This window comes from Microbacterium aurugineum (assembly GCF_023101205.1).
Lineage (GTDB): Bacteria > Actinomycetota > Actinomycetes > Actinomycetales > Microbacteriaceae > Microbacterium > Microbacterium aurugineum.
On record NZ_CP078078.1, the window covers coordinates 1,888,339 to 1,905,783 of the forward strand.

General features: G+C 68.5%; 16 protein-coding genes and 1 tRNA gene. 7 read left to right on the top strand and 10 right to left on the bottom strand.

What is annotated here, in order from left to right; all coding sequences use genetic code 11:
• Positions 1-2: 2 nt before the first annotated feature.
• The 5 genes from KV397_RS09195 to KV397_RS09215 form a co-directional block, all read right to left on the bottom strand.
• A complete protein-coding gene (locus tag KV397_RS09195) occupies positions 3-1,805 on the bottom strand; it encodes an acetolactate synthase large subunit (protein ID WP_047519234.1) in 1,803 nt (600 codons plus the stop codon).
• 51 nt (positions 1,806-1,856) lie between these two features.
• A complete protein-coding gene (ilvD, locus tag KV397_RS09200; protein ID WP_047519236.1) occupies positions 1,857-3,575 on the bottom strand; it encodes a dihydroxy-acid dehydratase in 1,719 nt (572 codons plus the stop codon).
• 9 nt (positions 3,576-3,584) lie between these two features.
• A complete protein-coding gene (gene otsB, locus KV397_RS09205) occupies positions 3,585-4,382 on the bottom strand; it encodes a trehalose-phosphatase (protein ID WP_153243967.1) in 798 nt (265 codons plus the stop codon).
• A 49-nt stretch (positions 4,383-4,431) separates the two neighbouring features.
• Positions 4,432-5,838 (bottom strand): alpha,alpha-trehalose-phosphate synthase (UDP-forming), encoded by a 1,407-nt coding sequence (locus KV397_RS09210; RefSeq protein ID WP_047519238.1) that lies wholly within the window; start codon positions 5,836-5,838, stop codon positions 4,432-4,434.
• A 66-nt stretch (positions 5,839-5,904) separates the two neighbouring features.
• Positions 5,905-7,164: an MFS transporter gene (locus KV397_RS09215; protein WP_261811127.1), complete on the bottom strand. Its 1,260-nt coding sequence runs from the start codon at positions 7,162-7,164 to the stop codon at positions 5,905-5,907.
• Positions 7,165-7,377: 213 nt separating this feature from the next.
• On the opposite strand from KV397_RS09215, the gene KV397_RS09220 reads away from it, so the two are divergent.
• Both KV397_RS09220 and KV397_RS09225 read left to right on the top strand, forming a co-directional pair.
• Positions 7,378-8,583: an aminotransferase-like domain-containing protein gene (locus KV397_RS09220; protein ID WP_261811128.1), complete on the top strand. Its 1,206-nt coding sequence runs from the start codon at positions 7,378-7,380 to the stop codon at positions 8,581-8,583.
• 9 nt (positions 8,584-8,592) lie between these two features.
• Complete coding sequence (locus KV397_RS09225; protein ID WP_047519243.1) at positions 8,593-8,892, top strand: hypothetical protein; 300 nt, start codon at positions 8,593-8,595, stop codon at positions 8,890-8,892.
• 24 nt (positions 8,893-8,916) lie between these two features.
• Here the strand turns inward: KV397_RS09225 and KV397_RS09230 are convergent, their stop codons facing one another.
• From KV397_RS09230 to KV397_RS09240, 3 genes are read right to left on the bottom strand one after another with little or no spacing between them, the layout of a single operon-like run.
• Positions 8,917-10,104, bottom strand: coding sequence for an acetyl-CoA C-acetyltransferase (locus KV397_RS09230; RefSeq protein WP_261811129.1), 1,188 nt, complete (start codon positions 10,102-10,104; stop codon positions 8,917-8,919).
• A complete protein-coding gene (locus KV397_RS09235) occupies positions 10,101-10,766 on the bottom strand; it encodes a CoA transferase subunit B (protein ID WP_261811130.1) in 666 nt (221 codons plus the stop codon). The genes KV397_RS09230 and KV397_RS09235 overlap by 4 nt, the downstream gene beginning before the upstream one ends.
• Before the next feature lies 1 nt (position 10,767).
• Complete coding sequence (locus KV397_RS09240) at positions 10,768-11,541, bottom strand: CoA transferase subunit A (RefSeq protein ID WP_261811131.1); 774 nt, start codon at positions 11,539-11,541, stop codon at positions 10,768-10,770.
• A 105-nt stretch (positions 11,542-11,646) separates the two neighbouring features.
• Between KV397_RS09240 and KV397_RS09245 the strand changes: the two genes are divergently transcribed.
• From KV397_RS09245 to KV397_RS09260, 4 genes are read left to right on the top strand one after another with little or no spacing between them, the layout of a single operon-like run.
• Positions 11,647-12,435, top strand: coding sequence for an IclR family transcriptional regulator (locus tag KV397_RS09245; protein WP_047519248.1), 789 nt, complete (start codon positions 11,647-11,649; stop codon positions 12,433-12,435).
• 36 nt (positions 12,436-12,471) lie between these two features.
• Positions 12,472-12,909, top strand: coding sequence for a MarR family winged helix-turn-helix transcriptional regulator (locus tag KV397_RS09250; protein WP_047519251.1), 438 nt, complete (start codon positions 12,472-12,474; stop codon positions 12,907-12,909).
• Entirely contained in the window at positions 12,900-14,135 is a 1,236-nt protein-coding gene (locus KV397_RS09255) for an MFS transporter (protein WP_407665297.1), read from the top strand. The genes KV397_RS09250 and KV397_RS09255 overlap by 10 nt, the downstream gene beginning before the upstream one ends.
• A gap of 43 nt (positions 14,136-14,178) precedes the next feature.
• Positions 14,179-14,661, top strand: a complete 483-nt coding sequence (locus KV397_RS09260) for a YbaK/EbsC family protein (protein ID WP_134353598.1) — start codon at positions 14,179-14,181, stop codon at positions 14,659-14,661.
• A gap of 22 nt (positions 14,662-14,683) precedes the next feature.
• On the opposite strand, the gene KV397_RS09265 is transcribed toward KV397_RS09260, so the two are convergent.
• Positions 14,684-16,138: an Ig-like domain-containing protein gene (locus KV397_RS09265; RefSeq protein ID WP_261811133.1), complete on the bottom strand. Its 1,455-nt coding sequence runs from the start codon at positions 16,136-16,138 to the stop codon at positions 14,684-14,686.
• 275 nt (positions 16,139-16,413) lie between these two features.
• Positions 16,414-16,489, bottom strand: a tRNA-Lys gene (locus tag KV397_RS09270).
• Positions 16,490-16,642: 153 nt separating this feature from the next.
• On the opposite strand from KV397_RS09270, the gene KV397_RS09275 reads away from it, so the two are divergent.
• On the top strand, positions 16,643-17,440 hold the full coding sequence (locus tag KV397_RS09275) for an inositol monophosphatase family protein (protein ID WP_261811134.1): 798 nt from the start codon (positions 16,643-16,645) through the stop codon (positions 17,438-17,440).
• The last annotated feature ends 5 nt before the right edge of the window (positions 17,441-17,445 follow it).

Here is a 17,445-nt window from a genome sequence, read left to right on the forward strand (position 1 = left end):
GCTCAGTCCTCCTCGTCGAATGCGGGCGCGTGCTCGCGGGCGTACTGGACATAGCTGTTGCTGACTCCCTGGGGGACCATCGGCCACACCATCGAGTCGGCGCTCACGACGAAGTCGATCACCACGGGGCGGTCGTTCGTCTCGAGTGCGAGCTGGATGGCGGCATCCACCTCTTCTTCCTTCTCCACGCGGATCGCGAGGCAGCCGTAGGCCTCGGCGAGCTTCACGAAGTCGGGGATGCGGATCGTGCCGTGCCCGGTGTTGAGGTCGGTGTTGGAGTGGCGACCGTCGTAGAACAGCGTCTGCCACTGGCGGACCATGCCCAGCGAGGAGTTGTTGATGATCGCGACCTTGATCGGGATGTTGTTGATCGCGCAGGTCGCGAGTTCCTGGTTGGTCATCTGGAAGCAGCCGTCACCGTCGATCGCCCAGACGGCGCGGTCGGGTTCGGCGACCTTCGCGCCCATCGCCGCGGGGACCGAGTAGCCCATCGTCCCGGCACCGCCGGAATTCAGCCAGGCGTTCGGGCGCTCGTACTTGATGAACTGCGCGGCCCACATCTGGTGCTGTCCGACGCCGGACGCGTAGATGCCCTCGGGTCCCGTGAGCTCACCGATCCGCTGGATGATGTGCTGCGGGGCCAGGAGCCCGTCGGTCGTCGGAGCGTAGCCGAGCGGGAACTCGGTGCGCAGGCCGTCGAGGTATGACCACCACTCCGCGATGTCGGGCTTCACGCCCGCGGTCGCTCCGCGGAAAGCCGTGTCGAGATCGGTGAGCACATCGCGCACATCACCGACGATCGGCACGTCGGCGGTTCGGATCTTGGAGATCTCCGCGGGATCGATGTCGACGTGCACGACCTTGGCGTTGGGGGCGAAGAGCGCAGCCTTGCCCGTCACGCGATCGTCGAACCGTGCACCGAGGGACACCAGGAGGTCGGCCTCCTGCAGCGCCAGCACAGCGGGAACCGTGCCGTGCATGCCCGGCATCCCGAGGTGCTGCGGGTGCGAGTCGGGGAACGCGCCGCGCGCCATCAGCGTGGTGACGACCGGAGCGCCCGTGGACTCCGCGAGTTCGAGCAGCTCGGCTGCCGCCCGGCCGCGGATCACTCCGCCGCCGACGTACAGGACGGGCTTCTTGGCCTCGGCGAGGAGGCTCGCAGCCGCTTGGATCTGCTTGCCGTGCGCCTTGGTGACCGGGCGGTAGCCGGGGAGGTCGATCTTGGGCGGCCACACGAACGGTGCCGTGGCCTGCTGCGCATCCTTCGTGATGTCGACGAGGACGGGTCCGGGACGACCGGTGCCCGCGATCTCGTAGGCCGCGGCGATCGCACCCGGGATGTCGGCGGCGTCCTTCACCAGGAAGGAGTGCTTCGTGATCGGCATCGTGATGCCCACGATGTCGGCCTCCTGGAACGCGTCGGTTCCCATCAACGTCGAGAACACCTGACCGGTGATGGCCAGCAGCGGCACCGAGTCCATGTAGGCGTCGGCGATCGCCGTGACCAGGTTCGTCGCTCCGGGACCGGACGTCGCGATGCACACGCCCACCTTCCCGGAGGCCGAGGCATAGCCCTCGGCGGCGTGACCGGCGCCCTGCTCGTGCCGCACCAGGATGTGGCGGAGCTCGGAGGCGTCCATGAGCGGGTCGTACACCGGGAGGATCGCTCCTCCCGGAAGCCCGAACACGTCGGTGACACCGAGCAGCTCGAGCGAGCGCACCACGGCCTCGGCGCCGGTGATCTCCGGCGCAGACGTTGGACGAGCGGGCGGCCTCGGCACGGCCGGGGCGGAATCAGCAGTCATGAGTTTCCTTCTGATGATCTCTGGAGGACGCCGGATGCCGGAGCGTCCGGGTCAGCCGGTGGTCGCTCCCTCGGCGGCGGACCGCACGAGGCGCGAGTACTTGGCAAGAACGCCTCGGGTGTAGCGCGGGGGAAGCGGCTCCCAGCCGGAACGGCGGGAGGCGAGCTCTGCGTCATCGACGAGTAGATCGAGAGTGCGAGCTGCGATATCGACCCGTATCAGATCACCATCGCGCACGAAGGCGATAGGACCTGCGTCCACCGCTTCGGGTGCTATGTGGCCGATGCACAGGCCGGTTGTGCCGCCTGAGAATCGTCCGTCCGTCAAGAGTAGTACATCTTTTCCGAGCCCCGCGCCCTTGATGGCCGCGGTGATGGCGAGCATCTCCCGCATACCCGGTCCGCCCTTGGGGCCTTCGTAGCGGATGACGATGACGGTGCCGGGCTCGATCTCCCCGTCGGCGACCGCATCCATCGCGGCGCGCTCGCGCTCGAACACACGGGCGGGCCCCTCGAACACCGCGGCGTCGAAGCCCGCGGTCTTCACGACAGCGCCCTCCGGTGCGAGCGAGCCGTGAAGGATCGTCAGGCCGCCGGTCGCGTGGATCGGGTTGTCGAACGTGTGGATGACCTCGCCGTCGATCGGCATGGGGTCGAGGTCCGCGAGGTTCTCGGCCAGCGTCTTGCCGGTGACGGTGAGAGCGTCGCCGTGCAGCAGCCCCTCATCGAGCATCGCCTTCATGATCACCGGAATGCCGCCGTGACGGTCAACGTCGTTCATGACGTACTTGCCGAACGGCTTCATGTCGGCGACGTGCGGGACCTTGTCCCCGATGCGGTTGAAGTCGTGCAGGCTCAGCTCGACGTCGGCCTCGCGGGCGATCGCGAGCAGGTGGAGCACAACGTTGGTGGAGCCGCCGAGAGCCATCGCCAGCGCGATCGCGTTCTCGAACGACTCCTTGGTCAGGATGTCGCGGGTCGTGATGCCCTGGCGGAGCAGGTTGACCACGGCCTCGCCCGAGCGGTGCGCGAAGTAGTCGCGACGACGGTCCGCGGCGGGCGGCGCGGCGGATCCGGGAAGGCTGAGACCGAGGGCTTCGGCGACCGAGGCCATCGTGTTCGCCGTGTACATGCCACCACAGGCTCCTTCACCGGGAGCGATCGCGCACTCGATGCGCTTGAGGTCCTCTTCGCTCATGAGACCGGCACGGCACGCCCCGACCGCTTCGAACGAGTCGATGATCGTGACGTCCTTCTCGGTGCCGTCGGAGAGCTTGACCCACCCCGGGGCGATCGAACCGGCATAGAGGAAGACACTGGAGAGATCGAGGCGCGCACTGGCCATGAGCATGCCCGGGATCGACTTGTCGCAGCCGGCGAGCAGGACGGAGCCGTCCAGACGCTCGGCCATCATGACCGTCTCGACCGAGTCGGCGATGACCTCGCGGGACACGAGCGAGAAGTGCATGCCCTCGTGGCCCATCGAGATGCCGTCCGAGACGGAGATCGTGCCGAACTGCAGCGGGTACCCGCCGCCGGAGTGCACGCCTTCCTTCGCTCCCTGAGCGAGCCTGTCGAGGCTCAGGTTGCAGGGCGTGATCTCGTTCCAGCTCGAGGCGATGCCGATCTGCGGCTTGTCCCAGTCCGCGTCCCCCATGCCGACGGCACGGAGCATGCCGCGGGAGGTCGTGGCCTCGATGCCGTCGGTGACGACGCGGCTGCGGGGCTTGATGTCGATGGGCGCGCTGCTGGCAGGATCATGCGAGGACATGACGGAAGTCTATTGCCGCGCGGCGGTGCGTTCGTCCGCCAACGCCTCCAGAAGCTCGGCGATCTGTTGTGGAGTGTCCACACGCAGGGTCGCAGCGCTCTCCCCCGGGCCCACCCGCACACCGAGATCACCCGGTCCCAGCACGCGCATCGCGTCCTCATCGGTCACGTCGTCGCCCGCGAACAGGATGCCGGTGGCGTCGAAGCGCTCCCGCAAAGCGGTCATCGCGGCGTCCTTGCCCTCCGTGCGCGAGGAGAACTCCAGCACACGGTGTCCTGCCCGACGGCGCCAGTGCGGGAAGCGCTCGGCGACCAGCGCATCGATCTCGGCGAAGACGCGCTCCTCCGTCTCGCGATCGGCGCGTCGGGTGTGCACACCCATACCGAACGTCTTCGGCTCGAACTCGGCACCCTCGTAGCGCGCGATGATCGGCTTCGCGGCGGCCCAGAGCTCTTCCCGGGTGCCGTCCTCGTCGAAGGCGTCATGGACGGCGTCGGGGTCATCGCCGGGGAACCAGTACTGGGCACCGTGCGAGCCCGCCAGTGCGATCGCGGAGTCATCCGTGTGCTCGGTGATCACGCGCAGATCGTGCATGCTGCGTCCGGAGACGTAGGCGACGACCGTGTCGGGCAGCGCCGCGAGTCGCTCGACCTGGACGGCGACTTCGGGGAGCGCACGCGCGGCCATCGGGTCGGGCACCAGGGGTGATGCGGTGCCGTCGAAGTCGAGGGCGACGACCAGCCGAGGCGTCGCCGCCAGCGCGCTCAGGTCTTCGTCGGCGGTTCCGGGGGTCCAGGGGCGCGTCACAGCTTCTCCAATCCGCGGGGCGTACCCCGTGTCTCCATTGCGAGGTCGATCAGCGCGCACGCACTTCGGCGAGCGCTGCCAGGAACGAGGAGGACCAGGCGTTGACGTCGTTGTCCAGAACACGCCGGCGAAGTGATCTCATGCGCCGTCCCTGGTCGGCAGGGGACATCTCCACCGCGGTCATGATCGCGTCCTTGAGGCCCTCGATGTCGTGCGGATTGACCCGCACGGCCTGTCGGAGCTCGTCCGCGGCACCGGTGAACTCGCTCAGCACCAGCACACCGCGGTCGTCCACACGGGTCGCGACGTACTCCTTCGCGACGAGGTTCATGCCGTCACGGAGAGCGGTGACCAGCATCACGTCCGCGGCGAGGTAGAGCGCCACCATCTCTTCGCGCGGGTACCCCTGGTGCAGATAGCGGATGGCGGAATGCCCGACCGTGTCGGTGTCGCCGTTGATGCGGCTGACCGCGAGCTCGATCTCGTCTCGCAGGTGCACGTATGCGTCCACGCGCTCCCTGCTGGGGCTCGCGACCTGGACCAGCGTCACGTCCTCGATCTTGAGACGCCCTTCCGCGAGCAGCTCCCCGTAGGCCTTGATGCGGTGGCGGATGCCCTTGGTGTAATCGAGGCGGTCGACGCCGAGCAGGATGCGCTTCGGGTTGCCGAGGCTGGCGCGGATCTCCGCTGCACGGGCCCGGATGTCCGCGCGCCCCGCGAGTTCGAGGTAGGGCGCGGTGTCGATCGAGATCGGGAAGGCCTTGGCCAGAGCCGGCCTCACGCCGTCGCCTTCGGGGACGGAGACGTTGGGCCCCTTCACCTCGTAGCGGAGCCGGCGGCGGACGGCCGTCAGGAAGTAGGTGGCGTCCTGAGCGCGTTGGAACCCGATCACGTCGGCACCGAGCAGCCCACGGAGCACCTGGTCACGCCACGGCAGCTGCGCGTACAGCCCGTGAGCGGGGAAGGGGATGTGGTGGAAGTACCCGATCGTCACGTCGGGCCGGATCTCGCGCACCATCTGCGGGACGAGCTGCAGCTGGTAGTCGTGCACCCAGACCGTGCCGCCCTCGGCCACCGCGGACGCCGCCGCCTGGGCGAATCGACGGTTGACGGTGACGTAGGCCTCCCACCATTCACGGTGATACTGCGGGGGCGCGATCACGTCATGGTAGAGCGGCCAGATCGTGTCGTTCGCGAAGCCCTCGTAGTACTCCGCGACCTCCTGCGCGCTCAGCGGGACCGGGACCAGTTCGATGCCACCGGCTTCGAACGGGGCCAACTCGACATCGGCCTGACCGGCCCAGCCGACCCAGGCACCGTGCACGTTGCGCATCATCGGCTCGAGAGCGGCAACGAGTCCTCCCGGCGACGTCCGCCAGACCTCCTCGCCGTCAGGCCCCTCCACCCGATCGACGGGCAGCCGGTTGGCGACGACGACGAAATCTGCAGCTGCCAAGGGGGCTCCTCACACCAGGGGGTTGAGTCCAACTTACCCAGGTTGGCGTGACTCTGCCGCGCGGTGTCAGACCGTCACGGACAGACGACGCCGCTCACCGCTGAGAACCCAGTTGGCGGCCCCGGCCGCGAACGTGATGAAAGCGGCGACCATCGGCAGGAGGAGAGCGGCGGAGGTGCCGATGCTCTCGGCGATCTCTCCGGTGACGGCTGCGCCGATGGACTGCCCCACGACGACGCCGGAGCCCAGCATCGTCATGACGGTCGCGGAGCGACCGAGCGGGCTGCGGGCGGCACCGAAGCTGTACTGGGTCACGAGGGTCGGGCCGATGCCGATGCCCATGATCGCGAGAGCCAGGACCATCGCGCCCGGCGAATCGACGACGCTCAGCAGGAGCGTGCCGACGAACAGGATTCCGGAGAAGACCAGCCAGCGCGCGCGCAGCGAGAACGCGGGCGGCAGCCAGGCCACGCCCAGGGCGAGCAGGGCGGAGCCGACCCCCATCACGCCGTAGAGAAGGCCGGCCTGCTCCGGAGCACCCCGATCCGCCATGAACGAGGTGAGCGAGGTGAGCATGGCTCCGAAGAACATCCCGACGCCGAGGATGCCGACGACGACGATCAGCAGCCGCGGGCGGAACAGCTCCGAGACGGCCGAGGGCGCTCTCCCGTCGGCGTCACGGTCCTGCGAGACATGGCGGCCGCTCGGGTGGAGGGCGAATGCCCCGACGAACACGACGGTGAGAACGGCGGCACCGACCAGCGGCGCCCACGGCGAGATCGCCGACGCCAGGATGCCGACCAGGAACGGGCCGAACACGAAGACGGTCTCGTCGGCGGCGGACTCGTACGCCATCGTGCCGGACACCGTGCGATCACGTCGGGCCTCCGGCATCCGGTCCCGGATGATCGTGACCAGTCGTGAGCGCGAGAGCGGAGCGACCTGCGGCGCCGTCGCACCGATGCCGACCGCGGCGAGCAGTACGAAGCCGTCCGCGGCCGTGCCGTAGACCACGAACGTGAAGAGCAGGAGCATCGCTCCGTTGGCCAGCGCGAGGATGACCAGCACCGCACGCTGGCCGAATCGGTCGGCGGCAGCGCCGAGCAGAGGCCCGAAGCACGCTGTGCCCAATCCGACGGCAGCCGACGTCAGGCCTCCGAGCGAGAGGGATCCGCGCGCGGAGACGACGACCGTCAGCACGCCGACGACCATCATCGCGAAGGGCAGACGTGCGATGAAGGCGATGAGGAAGTACGGGAGGCCCGCGATGCGGAGGAGGCTCGGGCTCTGCGAGGCGGATTTCGGTGATGCGGGTGCGTGTGTCATGGCTCTCGCGCGTCGATGACGCGATGTCGGGTGCCGCCGCTGTCCGCCGGATTGCCGGCGGCCGGTAGATACACGGTGTGTGCGGCCGCGGGCGAGCCGCGACGCACCCAGGATAGCGGATGTGGACGAGGAAAGCCCGGGAATCCGCCGGTGCAGGGAGGGTCTATCCTGGGCGGCACCCGTCTCACGCTGCCGCTCCCGAGGAGGATTCCGTTGCCCACCACCGCCCCTGTCGCCGCGGCGACCGTCCCGCTTCCCTCACGCTCGCAGCGGGCCGGAACGGCCAAGACTTCCCCGGTGCGTGACCTGCTCGCACTGACCGAGCGGCCGGAGGTCATCTCGTTCGCCGGGGGTCTCCCCGCCCCCGAGCTCTTCGACGTGGACGGCATCCGTGCTGCGTTCGACGCCGTCCTGGCCTCTCCCGGTGTGCTGCAGTACTCCACGTCGGAAGGCGACCCGCGGTTGCGGGAAGAGGTCGCGCGGCGCTATTCGATCGACGGACTGCCCACCGCCGCATCCGATCTGATCATCACGACGGGTTCGCAGCAGGGTCTCGGACTGCTCGCGACGACACTGCTCGACCCCGGAGACACGATCCTCGTGGAAGAGCCCTGCTATCTCGCCGCCCTGCAGACGTTCGCGCTGGCGGGAGCGCACGTGGTGGGCGTTCCCGCGAACGGTGATGACCTGGATCTCGAAGCGCTGGACCGACTGGCGTCGACGCACGGCCCGAAGTTCTTCTACACGGTGCCCACGTTCCAGAATCCGACGGGCCGAACACACGGGCTCGAGGCCCGCAGACGCATCGCGGAGATCGCGAGGAGCCGAGGATTCCGCATCATCGAAGACGAGCCGTACCGCCAACTGAGGTACTCGGGCGACCCCCTCCCCTCGCTGGCCGAGCTGGCACCCGAGCATGTCGTCAGCCTCGGCAGCTTCTCGAAGGTGATCGCTCCCGGCCTGCGGATCGGGTGGATCCGCACGACGGCCGACATCCGCTCGACCGTGACGATCGCCAAGCAGGCAGCCGATCTGCACACCTCGACCATCGATCAAGCGGCGGCCGCCCACTACCTCGTCTCCGGTCGCAGTGAGCCCGCGCTCGACCGGATCCGCGACGCGTACGCCGCCCGCCGCGACGCGATGCTCGAGGCGCTGCCGACCGTGCTGCCCGAGGGCAGCACGTGGACTCGACCAGACGGCGGCATGTTCGTCTGGGTCCGCCTCCCGGAGGGCTCCGACGCCACGACAGCGCTCAGGAGAGCGCTGTCTCGGGACGTCGCGTTCGTCCCCGGCACGTCGTTCTCCTCCGGCACCCCGGATCCACGGACGTTGCGCCTGTCCTTCACGACCTACTCCCCTGCCAGGATCCGGGAGGGCTTGTCAAGGCTCGGTGCGACATGGGGTGCGGACGGGTAGCGTAAAGGGATGCGCTACCTCTTCAGCACCGGACTCGTCGCTGCGATCTCCGCGGGTGTCTCCCTGCTGCGCGGCACCCGTGAACAGCCCATCACCTGGCGCGCCCTTCTGTCGTGGCTGAGCTGGGGCATCACGATGGCTCTGGCGATCGGAGCCGTCGTCGACATGAACCGTGAACGTCGCGGTGTGCTCGTCGACGCCGACTCGCCGCAGTCGGTCAAGAAGGCGAAGAAGGCCCAGCGGCTCCAGTTCCGTTCGCAGAAGGCTCTCGCCGACACGCAGGACCACGCCCAGGACGCACGGCGCTGAGTCCGAGCGCCCTGGACGGACACATCAGCGTGTGAGGATCAGCGCTTCGCCCTGACCGCCTCCCCCGCAGAGTCCGACGGCAGCAGTTCCTCCGCCTCGACGCACGAGTTCGTGCACCGCATGGACCACGAGACGGTTACCGGAGGCCCCGATCGGGTGGCCGATAGCGATGCCCCCTCCGTGGATGTTCACGATGCCCTCATCCAGTCCGAGCTCGGTCTGCGAGCGTGCCACGACAGCGCCGAAGGCCTCATTGATCTCCACGACATCGAGATCTGCGGGCGTGATGCCCTGCTTCTGACAGGCGCGCTCGATCGCGCGCGCCGGCTGCGCCTGCAGCGAGTTGTCCGGTCCGGCGGTCTGACCGCTCGCCCCCACCCGGGCCAGGACGGGCCAGCCCTTCGCCTCCGCCGTGCGCCGCGTGGTGACGATCACGGCCGATGCGCCGTCGGAGATCTGGGACGAGTTCCCCGCGGTGATCGAACCGCCCTCGGCGAAGGCGGCACGCAGTCCGGCCAGGGTGTCGACCGTGGTGTCGGGACGGACCCCCTCATCTTTCGTGAGCAGCGGCTCTCCCCGGCGCTGCGGCACCTCCACCGTCACGATCTCCGCATCGAAGACTCCCGCTTCCTGCGCGGCGGCCGCGCGCTGGTGCGACAGCGCGGCGACGCGATCCTGCGCCTCCCGGGTGAGCTCGAAACGGGCGTTGTGGCGTTCCGTGGACGCGCCCATGCTCTCGCGGTCGTACGCATCGGTGAGACCGTCGTAGGCCATGTGGTCGAGGACCTCGACGCTCCCGTACGTCCAGCCGTCGCGCGAGCCCATGAGCATGTGCGGCGCCCGCGTCATCGATTCCATCCCCGCTGCCACGACCACGTCCGCGTCGCCCGTGGCGATCATCCGCGCCGCGTCGATGATGGCCGTCAATCCGGACAGACACACCTTGTTGACCGAGTGGGCCGGCACATCCCAGCCGATGCCCGCGCCGATCGCCGCCTGGCGCGCCGCGTTCTGCCCCGAGCCCGCGGCCAGCACCTGCCCCACGATCACCGCGTCGATGTCGGCCGGATCGACCGAAGCCTGCGCGAGCGCGCCACGGATCGCGAAGGATCCGAGCTGCGGCGCCGTGAAGGCGGCCAGTTGTCCCTTCAGCCGCCCCTGCGGCGTACGGGCCGCGGAGACGATGACGATGTCGTTCTCGGTGTCGTTCATGGTGCAGGGGTCCTTCCCTCGAGGAGATCCGGGTGGATGGTGAGCGGGGGCTGTGTCGCGTCGACGACCTCGTCGACGGTGATGCCGGGCGCCGTCTCGACGAGGACGAGCCCCTCCTCCGTGACGTCGATCACGGCCAGGTCGGTGATGATCCGATCGACCACCGCACGACCGGTCAACGGGAGCGTGCATTCGTCGACGATCTTGGCCGAGCCGTCCTTCGCGACGTGCTCCATGAGCACGATGACGCGCGCTGCGCCGTGAACGAGATCCATGGCGCCACCCGGCCCCTTGACCATCTTGCCCGGGATCATCCAGTTCGCGAGATCACCGGCGGCAGACACCTGCATGGCGCCGAGGACGGCGGCGTCGATCTTCCCGCCGCGGATCATGCCGAAGCTCGTGGCCGAGTCGAAGAAGGCGGCGCCCGGGAGGGTCGTGACGGTCTCCTTGCCGGCGTTGATCAGGTCGGGGTCGACGGCCTCTTCCCGGGGGTAGGGCCCGACGCCGAGGATGCCGTTCTCCGACTGCAGCACGACGGTGGTCCCGGCAGGCACATGGTTGGGCACGAGCGTGGGCAGACCGATCCCGAGGTTCACGTAGGCACCGTCCGGGAGCTCGGCCGCGGCTCGGGCAGCCATCTGGTCTCGCGACAGTGCCATCTCAGGCTCCTTCCACGGCGACGGTCCGCCGTTCGATGCGCTTGGGGATATCGGTGCCGACCTCGACGATGCGGTGCACGAAGACTCCGGGGAGGTGGATGCTGTCGGGGTCGAGCTCGCCCGGCTCCACGAGTCGTTCGACCTGCGCGATGCAGATCCGGCCCGCCATCGCGGCGAGGGGATTGAAGTTGCGTGCGGCCTTGTTGAAGACGAGGTTGCCGTGGCGATCGCCTTGCGCCGCGTGCACGAGCGCGAAGTCGGTGACGATGGCCTCTTCCAGGACGAACTCCTGGGGCACGCCGTCCACGTCGAACGCGCGGACGTCCTTGACGGGAGAGGCGACGGCGATCGAGCCGTCCGCGTTGTATCGACGAGGCAGACCGCCCTCCGCGACCTGGGTGCCCACGCCGGTCTGCGTGTAGAAGGCCGCGATGCCCGAGCCGCCTGCCCGCAGCTTCTCAGCCAGGGTCCCTTGAGGCGTGAGCTCGAGTTCGAGCTCGCCGCTCAAGAACTGGCGCTCGAACTCTTTGTTCTCCCCCACATAGGACGACGTCATCTTCCGGATGCGCTGCGCGGCCAGCAGGACCCCGAGCCCCCAGTCGTCGACGCCGCAGTTGTTGCTCACGACGCTGAGGTCCTTCGTCCCCTGTGCCAGCAGTGCCTCGATCAAGGCGATCGGATTACCGGACAGGCCGAAGCCGCCGACGGCCAGCGAGGCGCCGTCCGGGATGTCGGAGACGGCTTCGGCCGGTGACTCCCATTGTTTGTCGATCACGTCTGCTCCTTCGAAAGCGTGCGTGTCTCCAGCTTCCCCCTCTCCCGGCGCCCGGGGGCAGTCCGTTCTTGTGATGTGGCCACATCCGGAGGTAGCGTCCACAATATGGAATCCCCCGACCGTTCCGTCCCCGGCGCACAGGCGATCGCCCGAGCGGCACGCCTCCTCCGCCTCGTGACGTCTTCCGGCGTGGACGGCGCGAGCCTGCACGACCTCGCCCGCGCCGCCGACCTGTCCCGCTCGACCGCGCACCGTCTCCTGAGCGCACTGCGGGCCGAGGGGCTCGTCGATCGAGACGAGGACAGCACGCTCTGGATGCCCGGCCCTGAACTGTTCCTCATGGGGTCCGTGGCGGCGGCGCGCTACGACGTGACCGCGCTCGCACGGGACATCGTGCGCTCACTGGCCGTCAAGACCGAGGAGAGCGCGTTCTTCTCGGTGCGCCGTGCGGACGAGACGGTGTGCCTGCTGCGCGAGGAAGGCTCGTTCCCGATCCGCTCCTTCGTCCTGAGCGAAGGAGTGCGGTTCCCCCTCGGTGTGGCGAGTGCAGGGCTCGCGATCCTGGCTTTCCTTCCTGACCACGATGTGGACGCGTATCTCGGCCGGCACCCCGAGCTCGAGAGCGGGTGGGGGCGGGCACACGGCCCCTCCGCTCTGCGCACCCGCCTGACCGAGACGAAGGAGCGCGGATACTCGGTGAACCCCGGCCTGATCGTCGAGGGCAGCTGGGGCATCGGCGCGGCCGTCTTCGATCGCAGCGGGCGACCGGAGTGGGCATTGAGCCTGACGGGCGTGGAGTTCCGATTCGGCCCCGATCGTCTGGCCGAGCTCGGACGAACCCTTCTCGCGCACGCCCACCAGCTCTCCGCCCGGATCGCCGGCGCTCGACGCTAGATCCGGTTACATACCACCGGGTATATACTCTCTGGTATGAATCGCTCGGATGTCATCCCCTCACTGGTGCTCTCGGGATATGCCCTCGGACGCATCGCCGCTCAGGATGCCGGCAACGAGGCACCCGCTGCACAGTGGCGAGTGCTGAGCCTTCTGGAGCAGTCAGGATCGCGACGTGTGGGAGAGCTCGCCGCTGCCGCCCGCACGACCCAGCCCGGGATGACCCGGCTCATCGGGGGCCTGGAACGCGAGGGACTCGTCCTCCGCTCCCCCGACGCCGACGATTCCCGCGCGACCGTCGTCGACATCACGCCGCAGGGCGCCGCCGCCATCGATGCGTGGCGTGCGGAGTTCCGGGAGACGCTGGCGCCTCGATTCGCGGCGTTGAGCGAGGAGGACTGGTCGGCTCTCACTCGTGCGGCGGAGATCCTCGCCGCACACACCGCCACAGAACGAACAGGAGAATCTCGGTGAACACCCCCACCACCTCATCGGTGTGGAAGCAGCCCGCGCAGGTCTGGGCGGTCGCGTTCGCGTGCGTGGTCGCTTTCATGGGCATCGGCCTCGTCGATCCCATCCTTCCCGCGATCGCCGATTCGCTCCAGGCGTCTCCGGTCGAGACGGAACTGCTGTTCACCAGCTATCTCCTCGTCACCGGGCTCGCGATGCTCGTCACCAGCTGGATCTCCAGCCGGATCGGCGCAAAAGCGACCCTGCTGATCGGGCTCGCGCTGATCGTGATCTTCGCGCTCCTCTGCGCCGTGAGCGGCAGCGTCGACGCGGTCATCGGCTTCCGTGCCGGATGGGGGCTCGGAAACGCGCTGTTCATCTCGACGGCGCTCGCGACCATCGTGGGCGCGGCGTCCGGCGGGAGCAGCGCGGCGATCATCCTGTACGAAGCGGCGCTCGGCCTCGGCATCGCCGTGGGCCCTCTGCTCGGCGGCATCCTCGGCGAGCAGAGCTGGAGGGGACCGTTCTTCGGCGTCGTCGTGCTGATGGCGATCGCCTTCGTCGCCGTGCTCGTGTTGCTCCGCGGTCCGGGTGAGAAGAGGGTGCCGGTGCCGTTCTCCGCTCCGTTCACCGCACTGCGTCGCCCGGCACTCGCGACCCTCGCGATCGCTGCGCTGTTCTACAACATCGGCTTCTTCGTGCTGCTGGCCTTCTCACCGTTCCCCCTCGGCTTCGGCGCGCTCGGCATCGGTCTCACTTTCTTCGGATGGGGAGTCGCCCTCGCCGTCACGAGTGTGTGGGTGGCCCCCGTGCTGATGCGTCGGATACCGCGCACCCGCATCATCCTTCTCGTCCTCCCCTTGCTCGCGGCCGATCTGGTCGTCGCCGGGCTCGTCGTCGGGAGCGCACCGGCCCTGGTGGCGTGCATCGTCATCGGCGGCCTGCTGCTCGGTGTGATGAACACCGTGCTCACCGAGGCTGTGATGGAGGCCACCGATCTCCCGCGCTCGGTCGCGTCCTCCGCGTACTCGGCCGTGCGCTTCCTCGGAGGTGCGATGGCGCCTCCGATCGCCGCCCTGCTGTGGCACGCGTTCAACGCGACGGTGCCGTACCTCTTCGCGGCGGTGTCCGTGTTGCTCGCCGCGCTGACCGTATTCCTCGGTCGACGCGTTCTCGCACACATCGACGACGAGCCGCAGGACACCGCCACCGAGGATGCGGCCGCGATCCTCGTCGGCGACGCCGGCTGACCAGGAGGACAGGCGGCGGAGCAGCATTGGATATCGTGGGGCGATGAGCGAAGGCACCCTCCTCCCGGAACGCAGCAGGCTCGTGCAGCAGCACCTGGTCGATGCGGGCGTGGACACCACGATCCGCGTCCTTCCCGACTCGGCGCGCACGGCGGCCGAAGCGGCGGCCGCGATCGGATGTGACGTCGCGGCGATCGCGAACAGCCTGGTGTTCCTCGCCGATGGCGAACCCGTCCTCATCATGACCAGCGGCGGACACCGCGCAGACTTCGCCGTCCTGACCGAGAGCATCGGGGCGGTGGAGATCTCGATGGCACCGGCGTCCGTGGTCCGCGCCGCTACCGGCCAGGCGATCGGCGGCGTGGCGCCCGTCGGACACCCCGCGCCGCTGCGCACCTTCCTCGACGAGGCGCTCCAGGATCACGATGAGCTCTGGGCTGCGGCCGGCCACCCGCACACCGTGATGCCCCTCACCTTCGAGCAGCTTCGGGTGATCACGAACGGGGCCGTCATCCCCGTCGCGTAGCACGGGTCGACCGAGCTGCGTCTCACTCCTGACGTCGGCGGGCGCGTGCCCCAGCGAACACCGTCAGAGCGATGCCGAGCAGGAGCGCTGCTCCACCGCCCCAGAGGTACCCCGCCGGCACGTCTCCACCGGTTGTGGCCAGTGATCCCTGCCCCGTCAGCGGAAGCTCGTTCGGCGGGGTGACCGCGTCGGGCGGGGTGACCGTGTCGGGCGTGGTCGGCGGAACCACCGGAGGCGCCACCGTGGCGGTGTTCGTGAGCGTGATCGCGATGGTCGCGCCCCCGCCGATTGTGAACTGGGCTGACCCCTCAGCACGCCCGCTGACGCCGCTGCCGGAGAACACAGGCGTACCCCACTCGACCCCCTCGACGGCTGGAGGCGTGAGTTCCACGAGGGTGACGACGGTACCCGCAGGCAGCGAAATTCGAGACGTGGCCTCTCCGGCAGCCACCGTGAGCGTCCGCTCCACCGCCGGTTCGCCGTAGCTGTAGCGGACCGTGTAGACCGCGTCGGCCGGAACCTCCGACGAGCCCGATCCTTCGAGAACCTTGGTCAGCGTGAAGTCACCCGACGCGCTGCCGTCGCCTGCGCCCCCACCCGTGACGCGCCAGGCCAGGTCATTCCGCAGCGTGAGACCGTTCACGTCGGCCACGTTCCCGTAGGTGGCGCCGGCGGCCTGCGAACTCGGCACGGTGAAGTACTTGACGAAGTAGGTGCGCGTCGGGTCGATCGGCCCGGGGATCACGAGATCGAACCCCGTTCCCTCCGCGTTCCAGCCGCCGGTCCAGTTCGACACGTCTTTGGCGTCCTGGTCGAGTCCGTCCGTGCTCCAGACGACGAGCGCCCCATCTTCGTTGTGATGCTCGGCGAACTGGTCGCCAGCCGTGGTCAGCATGTCGTGGATGACGAGGGAATCGACGTTCTGGAACTGTGCGCCGGGAAGGACCAGCTGCCATGCGATCCTGCCGTCGGCCGTCTGCCATGACCACTTCTGCGGTTCTGTGGGCAAGGGCGACGCCGGACCGATCCCGCCACCGGGGACCTCGACGGGCGTGATCTTGCCGTCGACGACGAACTCCACCGTGCTCTCGGTCGTCTGTTCGTCAGCGCTGGCTGCGAACCACAGCGATCCGTTGACCCCCGTGCGTCCGTCCACGAAGTCTGTGAGCGTGCAGGTGACGACGGGGGCGGCGTCGGCGCTCACGGTGCATTCGGCGACGGTCTGACTCGGATCCTCGACGGACGGCACCGAGAACGTCATCCCGGCGCGTCCGAACTGGCTCGGCAGCGTGAATCCGAACGTCTGCCCGCCGACGGCGCCGTCCGGCACCGCCCACTCGGCATCGACACGGATCTGCTGGTACTGCGTGACCGATGATCCACCGTTCGTCGTCGTGACGGTGATCGATGCCGCGTCGATGGCCGCGGGATAGTCGTACTCCGCGGCTGTCGCCGCTCCGGCGCCCACGAACGTCATGAAAACAGTGAGCGCTGTCGCGGCGATGGCCGTGATGGTCGTTCGGCGTGCGCGTGCACGTCCAGGATGTGTGTTCACGTTTCTCCCCAGTTTTCTTGACACGCCACACCCGGATCCTGCTGTCATACAGCAGCGCATCCGTACGAGGTGCGGCGTATCCCCACGGGGAGAGACGACGTCCTGCCGATTCCGTTACGCGAGTTCCCGGAAATCCGTCGGGAGATCTCCATGAACGACGAAAGGTCCTGAAACTGGCGAGAGTTTCAAGACCTTTCTGGTGCACCCCCTGGGACTTGAACCCAGAACCCACTGATTAAGAGTCAGTTGCTCTGCCGATTGAGCTAGAGGTGCGTGGCCCGGGAGAACCCCGACCGAGGAATTACATTACCAGCCGACGGACCCCATGTGAAATCGAGGTGGACTCGGGCGCGCCGCCGCCGACTCACGCGGAAACCTGGCCGTTCGACACTCTGGCCACGCCGTCGTGACGACTATTCTGAGACCGTGACCGACTCCCCCCTCACCGACTCCCTTCGCAGCGATCTCGAACTCGCACTCCGCCTCGCCGATGCCGCCGACGCCCAGTCGCTCCCCCGCTTCGACGCCGCCGATCTGAAGATCTCGACCAAGGCTGACAACTCCCACGTGACGGATGCCGACCTCGCCACCGAGCGCGCCATCCGCCGCGTCCTGGAAGCCGAGCGCCCCGAAGACGGCATCTTCGGTGAGGAGTTCGGCGCACAGGGAAGCACCCACCGCCAGTGGATCATCGATCCGATCGACGGCACAGCGAATTTCCTCCGTGGCGTCCCGCTGTGGGGCACGATGATCGCGCTCGCGATCGACGGAGTGCCGCAGGTCGGCGTCGTGAGTATGCCCGCTCTCGGTCGCCGCTGGTGGGCGGCCACGGGTGGCGGAGCCTGGACTGCCACCGAAGGCGAGCCCCGACGGCTGCAGACCTCGGCGGTGGACTCCCTCGACGACGCCAGCGTCAGTTTCCAGAGCATCGCGCAGTGGGCGGACGCCGGTCGTCTCGACACCCTGCTGAGCATCGGCGCACGGGTCTGGCGTGACCGCGCCTACGGTGACGTCTACGCGTACATGCTCCTCGCCGAGGGCCGCATCGACATGGTCGCGGAATTCGGCGTCAAGGAGTACGACATCGCCGCCGCCGTGCCGATCGTCCGAGAAGCGGGTGGCCGGATGACCGCCGTCGACGGAGACGAGACGATCTCGGCGCGCTCGACACTCGCAACCAACGGCCGTCTCCACGAAGACTTCCTGACACTCATCAACGACTGATCCGG

Coding starts and splice junctions, on each gene's coding strand:
- KV397_RS09195 (WP_047519234.1), bottom strand. CDS start 1,805: ATGACTGCTGATTCCGCCCCGGCCGTGCCGAGGCCGCCCGCTCGTCCA.
- KV397_RS09250 (WP_047519251.1), top strand. CDS start 12,472: ATGAATCGCTCGGATGTCATCCCCTCACTGGTGCTCTCGGGATATGCC.
- KV397_RS09260 (WP_134353598.1), top strand. CDS start 14,179: ATGAGCGAAGGCACCCTCCTCCCGGAACGCAGCAGGCTCGTGCAGCAG.
- KV397_RS09215 (WP_261811127.1), bottom strand. CDS start 7,164: ATGACACACGCACCCGCATCACCGAAATCCGCCTCGCAGAGCCCGAGC.
- KV397_RS09245 (WP_047519248.1), top strand. CDS start 11,647: ATGGAATCCCCCGACCGTTCCGTCCCCGGCGCACAGGCGATCGCCCGA.
- KV397_RS09235 (WP_261811130.1), bottom strand. CDS start 10,766: ATGGCACTGTCGCGAGACCAGATGGCTGCCCGAGCCGCGGCCGAGCTC.
- KV397_RS09265 (WP_261811133.1), bottom strand. CDS start 16,138: ATGACGTTCGTGGGCGCCGGAGCGGCGACAGCCGCGGAGTACGACTAT.
- KV397_RS09225 (WP_047519243.1), top strand. CDS start 8,593: ATGCGCTACCTCTTCAGCACCGGACTCGTCGCTGCGATCTCCGCGGGT.
- KV397_RS09230 (WP_261811129.1), bottom strand. CDS start 10,104: ATGAACGACACCGAGAACGACATCGTCATCGTCTCCGCGGCCCGTACG.
- ilvD (WP_047519236.1), bottom strand. CDS start 3,575: ATGTCCTCGCATGATCCTGCCAGCAGCGCGCCCATCGACATCAAGCCC.